Source organism: Sphingorhabdus sp., from assembly GCF_040079335.1.
Lineage (GTDB): Bacteria > Pseudomonadota > Alphaproteobacteria > Sphingomonadales > Sphingomonadaceae > Sphingorhabdus_B.
This window is the reverse complement of record NZ_JBEBKL010000073.1, coordinates 1-6768: the sequence shown is the minus strand read 5'-3', so window position 1 is coordinate 6768 and position 6768 is coordinate 1. Positions and strand designations below refer to the sequence as shown.

Below are 6768 nucleotides of genomic sequence, written 5' to 3'. Positions count from 1 at the left end.
CACTTTCCGTAATGATATGTTACGGAAACAATATTATCTCGACAATCGTCGTTCTGGCGGCCAAAACGCAGCCTATGAGCACGCCCGCTGATACTGATGCCGCAAAGACTTCTCCAGGCGCGTCACAGCCCGTGGAGGGCGTGGTGATCGAGGTGGCTGGCGCCGCGCAGCTACCCGTGCGCAAGAAGGGCAGGGCCAAGCCCGTCAGCGTCGACCGTCTGGCCGCCTTGGTCTCCGAGGCGCTCCCCGAGACCTTTGGTGGGGTCAGCCTGATCGGTTTTGAAACCGCCTGGGAGGCGATGGCCTCGGAAACCCGGCGCGCACTGACCGATGATCTCAGCTGCTACATTACCTGGTGCCAGGAGGCGAAACGACAAGCCTTTCCGGCAGAGCCTGAAGATCTGGTGCGCTATCTGCGCTGGCTCGAGCAGGGCAGGGGGTTCAAGCCCGCGACGCTGACACGGCGCATTGCCAGCATCGCGCGCATCCATCGGATTCTGGCCCTGTGCTCGCGCGAAAGCCTGCCCACGCGCGCGGCGATGGTCGCAGACGCTTTGAAGGCTGCGCGAAGGCGCAAAGGCGCGCAGCAGCGGCAAGCTGCCGGGATCCGGCTCGGCCCGCCGATGAACCTTCAGGACGAAGTTGAAGGCGTCACTCTGGCTGCGCTCTTTGCGGTGTGCGGAAGCGACCTGCAGGGCCTGCGCGATGGTGCGCTGATCGCTGTCGCTTTCGAGACGGGCTTGCGCGTCAGCGAACTGGCGGCGATCGAGACCCATGACGTCGATCCGCAAAAGGATGGCCGCGGCATAATTGCGATCGGTAAGTCCAAGACCGATCAGGAAGGGGAGGGGCGCTTCGCCTGGCTCTCGGCCGATACGATGCGGCGGATCGGAGCATGGCTGGAGGCAGCCCAACTGGAAGAGGGACCGTTGTTTCGGCGGGTGGGTGTCGACCGACGTCAAGGGCGGCCAGCGCGGCCGCCACAGGACTATTCCAGCATCCCAGGGCATACCCGCCATTGGCGCGAACGGATGCAGGGCAGCCCCGCTCAGCCGCCTCGGTCGCGCTATGCGATCGGCGACGGCCGATTAACCCGGCAAGGCATAAATGCGATATACCAGCGCCTGGTGCGCGTAGCGATCGACCACGGACTGGTGGAACTCGAACCGGGCAGGGAAGGGCAGTTACTCCGCGCAATCAGCACCCACTCAATGCGGGTCGGGTTGACGCAAGACCTGTTTGCGAGCGGTGAGGATGGGGCAGGGGTCTGTCAGGCGATTGGCTGGAAATCGGTCTCGACCGCGCTGCGCTATGTCCGCAAACAATCGGTCAAGGGCGGTGCCGTGTCGCGGGTGTTTGACGAGCTGCGGCGATAACTCTGGGTCGCTATCGATGTTGACGACCGCTTCCGACAAGATTTCGGTCGCTTGGGGGTTCTAACGATTCCTCCGAAACCTGCCGTTCCTTCATTAGAGCGGTTTTCGATCATTCCGGATCATATCCGCACGAGCTGAAGTAATTGGCGCATTCGTTGGGCTGGAAGATGTCGACGAGCCTGCCGATCAGTTCCCAGAGACCGTTCACCGTCCGCTCGCCGATCTTCCTGAGCATGGCCTTGAGCTTGGAGAAGGCCTTTTCGATCGGATTGAAGTCGGGGCTGTAGGGCGGGAGGAAGCGCAAGCTTGCGCCTGCCACTTCGATCAGATCGCGCACCGATGCGCGCTTGTGGCTCGACAGGTTGTCCATGATGACGACATCGCCGGGCCGCAGTTCAGGTACGAGAACCTGGGTGACATAGGCTTCGAACCAGTCGCCGTTGATCGGGCCGTCGAGCACCATCGGCGCGATCATGCCCGACATGCGCAATCCGGCGACCAGCGTGGTGGTCTTGCGGTGGCCGTGTGGAAAGCCCATCCGCAGGCGCTCACCCTTCGCACAGCGGCCATGGCTGCGGGTCATGTTGGTCGCGGTCCAGGTCTCGTCGATGAACACAAGCCGCTCGGGTTCCAGATCGAGCTGGCCGTCGAACCAGTCATGCCTCTGCTTCAGGACGTCGGGCCGGTCCTGCTCGATAGCATGGCCAGTCTTTTTTTGCGCGTCATGCCGTGACGAAAGAAGAAGCGGTGAAGCCCGGCCACCGAGACGTCGAGACCAATCTCGATCAGCGCCAGGCGCAATTCTGCGAGCGAGATGTCCTTGCGCGCTTCCCACAAGGCGAGGATGTCCGCCCGTCGCTCCTCAACCCGGCGCGAGCGCATGTCGCCACCCTGAGGCTTGGGGGCAAAGCTGCCGGTCTCGCGCCGCTGCGCCTCCCAGCGGATCGCCGTCGAGGGTGCAACGCCAAATCGGGCCGCCGCCGCGCGGCAACTCAGACCCTGGTCGATCGCCGCCAGAAGCCGGGAACGCAAATCCATCGATAAAGGTTGACCCATCCATGCCAGCCTCCTTCACCAGCACGGATTCTGAATCAGAAATCACGCCCCGTGGGAATCCCACCACGATTCAAAACGGTCGAAAACCGCGCTAACGACCTCTGGCCCTTGAGTGGACGCCCCGGAACAGTTCTAAATTGTCACCCGTCATGTTTAGCACGGCTATCGTCGGGTGCCTGCGCACGATCGGTCAAGCCATAATCCCGCAGAACATGGGCCACCCTCAGCCGGTAGTCGGAGAAAACCCCGTCTCGCCCTTTTGACTGGGTTGCCCGATGCCGGGTCGAGTTCCGCCATTGTGCGACAGCCTGCTCGTCGCGAAAAAAGGATAGCGAGAGAAATTTGCCCGGTTCCGACAGGCTTTCGAACCGCTCAATCGACAAAAACCCATCGAGCTGCGATAGTTCCTTACGCAACGCAGCCGCCAGATCAAGATAATGCTGCGTCTTGCCCGGTGCGGGCCACACTTCGAACAATACTGCAATCATAGCCTGATCAACTCCCCGTGCGGCGCAGAGGCCATTTTGCAGAATATCCGGTCCTCGCGCCGAATAAACTGCCCGGCTTTGGCAAATTCATAGTTGGACCGCCCAAGCGGATCGTTACGAAGTCGTTCCCGATACGCTTCATAGGCGGCAAGGCTTTCGACATTGTAGACGCCGAACGCCGTTGTCGCCGAGCCTTCATGCGGCGCGAAATAGCCGATGAGATCGGCACCGCAACGCGGGATGGCCTCTCCCCAGTTACGGGCATATTCGTTAAAGGCGTCGACCTTGAATGGGTCGATTTCATATCGGATAAAACATGTAATCATGAGCAGTCCCTTGGTTGTAGAATGCGTCCCCTGTAGCCGATTGTGCTGCACCTATGGTTCGCCTATGGTCGAACTATGAAAGATGGACCTGTCATCGCGAATGTTGCCGCACTGATTGGCGATCCCGCACGCGCCAACATTCTGACCGCGCTGATGGCAGGTAAGGCGTTGACTGTATCCGAACTCGCGCAAGAAGCCGGTGTAACGCTTCAAACAACCAGCGCGCATCTGTCAAAGCTGTTCGATGGCGGCATGGTCGCTGCCCGCAAGCAGGGGCGGCACAAATACATCGAACTGGCTTCATCAAAAGTAGCGGATGCGCTCGAAGCTCTTATGGGCCTTGCAGCGGACAGCGGCCACCTGCGCACCCGCGCGGGGCCACGCGATGACGCACTGCGCGCTGCGCGACGATGTTACAACCATCTGGCCGGTTCCGCCGGTGTGCAGCTTTACGAAAGCCTGATCCGGCGGGGATTTTTGCGTGTCGACCTGTCGGGGCTATCGCTCTCATCGGACGGCCGCGCGTTTGCAGAAGGCCTTGGAATTGATGTGGCGCAACTCTCCGCAAGCCGCGCGCCACTTTGCCGGGAATGTTTGGATTGGAGTGAACGTAAAACGCATCTTGCGGGCAGCCTTGGACGGGCGCTACTCGACCATATGATCGCCGAAGCATGGGTACGCCAAGGCGCCAATTCGCGCGCGATTATCTTTACCCGGCGCGGTGACCAGTGCTTCGCCGCTGCGTTTCCCAACGGTAAGTGAGCATAATAGTTGTGTCGAAATCAATTACGTCGCTAAGCAATATGCTTGGTATCTGATGTCCTATGCGCTCAAGGAGCATTGCAAGCGGCAGCTTTACACAGCGTTCGCCCAATACCCGACATTCCGCTCCCCTGACGAGCCGGAAGTCGCCTCTACAGAGAGTCGCTTAGGTTGAACGTAAGCGCTGTCGCATTTAGAGGATTGCTGCAACGATGCTCCTTGACCAGCCCTTCGCCGCGCTCCCCGAAGGCCTTGATCTGGACTTCAAGGTCACCGGGCAGGAAGTAGCTTTCCAGCAGGATGCGGTTCTTGAGGGTCTGGTGCCATCGCTCGATCTTACCTTGGGTCTGGGGATGGAACGGAGCCCCCCGCACGTGGCTCATGCGGTGGGCCTCGATATATTCAGCTAGTTCACCAGCGATGTAGCTCGGGCCATAGTCCGACAGCAACCTGGGTTTGTGCCGGACGTGGACAAGGTCACAGCCTGAGGCTGTGAGTGCCAAGTCCAGCGTGTCGGTGACGTCCTCGGCCCGCATCGTACTGCACAGCTTCCAGCTGATGATGTAGCGCGAGTAATCGTCGAGCACTGTCGCAGATGGCGCATTTCGCTGCGGGCGACCTGGCTTGATTCATGCGCGACTGAGTTATTTCGTGCCAGCGCGGCATTGATGCGGACTGCACCTCTGCAATCCGGAGAGAGTGTTTATTCGTCTGACGCGACGGCGAAGACCGCAAGCTGAGCGTCGAACGCACGCTTGAAGGCAGGCCGTGATTCGCCGCGCGCAACATACGCTGCGAGATTGGGGAATTCCGGGAGCATCGCCGATCCGGCGGGGCGGCGCAGCACGTTGATCATGAGAAGGTCGCCAGCGCTGAAGGGTCCGTCGAGCCATTCCGCATTGCCGAGGCGGCGCGAGAGTTCGGAGAGACGAGTCCGCACGCGCGCGTCAATCATCGGCAGGCGCGCATCAAACCAGCTCTTGCCTTTTTCCATCAGGATAAAAGCTTCGCGCTCGATAATCGGTGCCTGCACCGTTGTCAGCGCGGCAAACATCCAGGCAATTGCGTGCGCCCGAGCATCGACATTGTCTGGTAACAGACCAGAATGGCGCTCAGCAATACGGAGCACGATCGCGCCCGACTCGAACAAGGAGAGATCGCCCTCCTCATAGGTCGGGATCTGTCCGAACGGCTGGAGCGCCAGATGCGCGGGCTGCTTCATCGTCTCAAATGAAACGAGGCGCACGTCGTAAGACTGACCAGCCTCTTCGAGCGCCCAGCGAACGGGCATGTCCCTGGCAAAGCCACGGCCGCGATCTGGGGAGCTTTGGAAGGCGGTAATAGTGGGAGTCATTGGAGTTTCCGGGTTGCTAGGGATCGGCCAATTCAAGCGGGATGTCAGCGTAGTCCATATTGTGTCACAAGCAAAGGTCCATGACATCTGACTAAATGGCAGCTTTGAAGCATGAGCCATCAAAAGGGGCCTGGCGGAGCCATGGGCAGACACCACTTCACCAGCTGGCCGCATGGTGCTGACAGTGTTTGCCGGCATCGCAGAATTCGAGCGCGCGCTCATCCACCAACGCACCAACTCTGGGCGTGTGGCGGCAAAGGCGCGCGGGGTCCGGTTTGGCAGGCCCCCAAAACTGACAGCTGATCAAATTGCGCTGGGAAATCGGTTGGTCAGCGAAGGAACGTCTGTGCGAGAAGCAGCCAAACTCCTTAAATGCCACCATGCATTACTCTATAGGGCACTCGGGTTAGAGCAGGCGCGCGAGCCTAATATCTGAAAATCGTGTAAATTCAATATGGTGCGGGCACGTATTTGACATTTAGTTAATAATATCAATGACTTGCTTAACGGCACTTTCTGCACGTTGGTCACGAGAACCCCCTGTTGTGGACATGCACGATCGGAGCGATGTTGTGCACATGGTAAGCTTTCATCGCGAAATAAAGACTCGCTGGGTTCCACCATTCAGTATGTCTGGACTGTTTCGGCGCCGCGAGCTGCGAAACGAAGTCCAGCTTTCCCAAAGCGTGCCTCTGAGCTGGAGGCGGGCGACACGACAGGGCTGGCCGCAAAATGGGTTGATCGGAAGAGAGTTCCGGTGTGCGCGGCGGGATGGCTACGGATTCGTGGCTGATGTTGAAATGGATCGACTGTTTCTGGTGCCCCGTGATTATGACGAGCCGGAATGGGGCTTAGCCGTTTATCATACTCAACAGTTGCGTTGGCGCGACTTGGCAGACTTAGAGCCGTCGCCAGAACACTGGGTCTTCCCACCCGTCGAAGAACGCACAAGTCAGAGCAATGCCTAACGCCCACTTTCCACCCAAAGTTGCCATCAATGCGGATCCGGCGCTGTTCATTGTTCGTTCTCAACTAGCGTAATTGGGAGAGTGTTCAATGCGATGGCCTCGATTACTCCTTGGCGCTTGATTAGGAGTGATCGAGCGGAGCCATAGGTCTTCCCACCCCGATCTAGCATATGGAGCAATGAGAAACGTCATCCGCCGACATTGTCATTGCTTGCCGTATGCCGCGAGAAACACACGAACGCCACTTGCAGCATGTCGGCGAAGCTCCTTCGGCTTCGAAACCGCCCCATCTCCCAGCAGCATGGCCTGGTTCAAGGGAGCGGACATGATCAGCCAATTAAAGTGGGATGCCGCGACTAAAGCATCGTCGATCGTGAGTAGGCCGCGATCGGCCAATCGCTCGAACAACGTCATCTGCGCGGTCATCGCTCGCTTGGG

7 protein-coding genes and 2 pseudogenes are annotated in these 6768 nt (G+C 59.3%); 3 read left to right on the top strand and 6 right to left on the bottom strand.

Going from position 1 to position 6768, the window contains the following annotated elements:
* Positions 1-74 precede the first annotated feature (74 nt).
* Positions 75-1376: a tyrosine-type recombinase/integrase gene (locus tag ABL922_RS13730; protein ID WP_349024776.1), complete on the top strand. Its 1302-nt coding sequence runs from the start codon at positions 75-77 to the stop codon at positions 1374-1376.
* A 109-nt stretch (positions 1377-1485) separates the two neighbouring features.
* Here ABL922_RS13730 and ABL922_RS13725 read toward each other — a convergent pair.
* From ABL922_RS13725 to ABL922_RS13715, 3 genes are all read right to left on the bottom strand, one after another.
* A protein-coding gene (locus ABL922_RS13725; protein WP_349024775.1) for an IS630 family transposase occupies positions 1486-2432 on the bottom strand; the annotation gives its coding sequence in 2 pieces (ribosomal slippage) (positions 1486-2096 and positions 2096-2432; 948 coding nt in all).
* A gap of 140 nt (positions 2433-2572) precedes the next feature.
* Complete coding sequence (locus ABL922_RS13720) at positions 2573-2920, bottom strand: antibiotic biosynthesis monooxygenase (protein WP_349024774.1); 348 nt, start codon at positions 2918-2920, stop codon at positions 2573-2575.
* On the bottom strand, positions 2917-3246 hold the full coding sequence (locus ABL922_RS13715) for an NIPSNAP family protein (RefSeq protein WP_349024773.1): 330 nt from the start codon (positions 3244-3246) through the stop codon (positions 2917-2919). Before ABL922_RS13715 ends, ABL922_RS13720 begins: the two co-directional genes overlap by 4 nt.
* Before the next feature lie 75 nt (positions 3247-3321).
* Between ABL922_RS13715 and ABL922_RS13710 the strand changes: the two genes are divergently transcribed.
* A complete protein-coding gene (locus tag ABL922_RS13710; RefSeq protein ID WP_349024772.1) occupies positions 3322-4008 on the top strand; it encodes a helix-turn-helix transcriptional regulator in 687 nt (228 codons plus the stop codon).
* Between the two features lie 245 nt (positions 4009-4253).
* On the opposite strand, the pseudogene ABL922_RS13705 reads toward ABL922_RS13710, so the two are convergent.
* Together ABL922_RS13705 and ABL922_RS13700 are read right to left on the bottom strand one after the other, a co-directional pair.
* Positions 4254-4607 (bottom strand): annotated as a pseudogene (locus ABL922_RS13705) (DDE-type integrase/transposase/recombinase); the annotation flags it as partial.
* Positions 4608-4711: 104 nt separating this feature from the next.
* Entirely contained in the window at positions 4712-5299 is a 588-nt protein-coding gene (locus ABL922_RS13700; RefSeq protein ID WP_349024771.1) for a glutathione S-transferase family protein, read from the bottom strand.
* Between the two features lie 193 nt (positions 5300-5492).
* Here ABL922_RS13700 and ABL922_RS13695 point away from each other — a divergent pair.
* Positions 5493-5798: pseudogene (locus tag ABL922_RS13695) on the top strand (recombinase family protein); the annotation flags it as partial.
* Positions 5799-6534: 736 nt separating this feature from the next.
* On the opposite strand, the gene ABL922_RS13690 reads toward ABL922_RS13695, so the two are convergent.
* On the bottom strand, positions 6535-6768 hold a 234-nt coding region (locus ABL922_RS13690), incomplete at its 5' end, for a TetR/AcrR family transcriptional regulator C-terminal domain-containing protein (RefSeq protein ID WP_349024770.1).